The sequence below is a fragment of the Methylobacterium sp. D54C genome, from assembly GCF_053345595.1.
Genome location: NZ_JBKFAK010000113.1, coordinates 1 through 464, shown reverse-complemented (window position 1 = coordinate 464; position 464 = coordinate 1). Strand labels below are relative to the sequence as shown.

Sequence of the window (464 nt, the reverse complement as noted above, 5' to 3'; positions counted from 1 at the left end):
GATGTGTCTGCACGGCATCCCGGAGCACATCCGCTGCGATAATGGCCCTGAGATGATCTCGAAGGCGTTGCGCAAGTGGGTCGCCAAGACTGGCTCGCAGATCCAGTACATCGCGCCAGGATCCCCGCGGGAGAACGGGTACTGCGAGAGCTTCAACGGCAAGCTTCGTGGCGAGTGCCTACGCCAAGAGATCTTCTCCTCGCCGAAGGAGGCGCAGATCGTGATTGGTCTATGGCAAACCACCTACAACCGCGTCCGACCGCATTCTTCGCTGGGCTATCGGCCACCTGCGCCCGTCAGCTACCCGGATCTGGCCTTCCGGCTACCCATGACCGCGACCATGCAGTAGCCTCTTGTAACTTGATCCATCCCGCGTCGGGTATACTTCTCGGCGCGGTGGCGGGTGAGAGACCGTTAGCCTCTGGGGCCACCAAGCCCGCAAGTGAGCCAGGGTCCTCGCCCGC

Annotated in this window: 1 protein-coding gene; it reads left to right on the top strand. The window is 62.5% G+C overall.

Going from position 1 to position 464, the window contains the following annotated elements; translation table 11 throughout:
- Positions 1–349, top strand: a 349-nt coding sequence (locus tag ACLBYB_RS32755) for an integrase core domain-containing protein (protein ID WP_447701373.1), incomplete at its 5' end; no start/stop codon positions are given.
- Positions 350–464 lie beyond the last annotated feature (115 nt).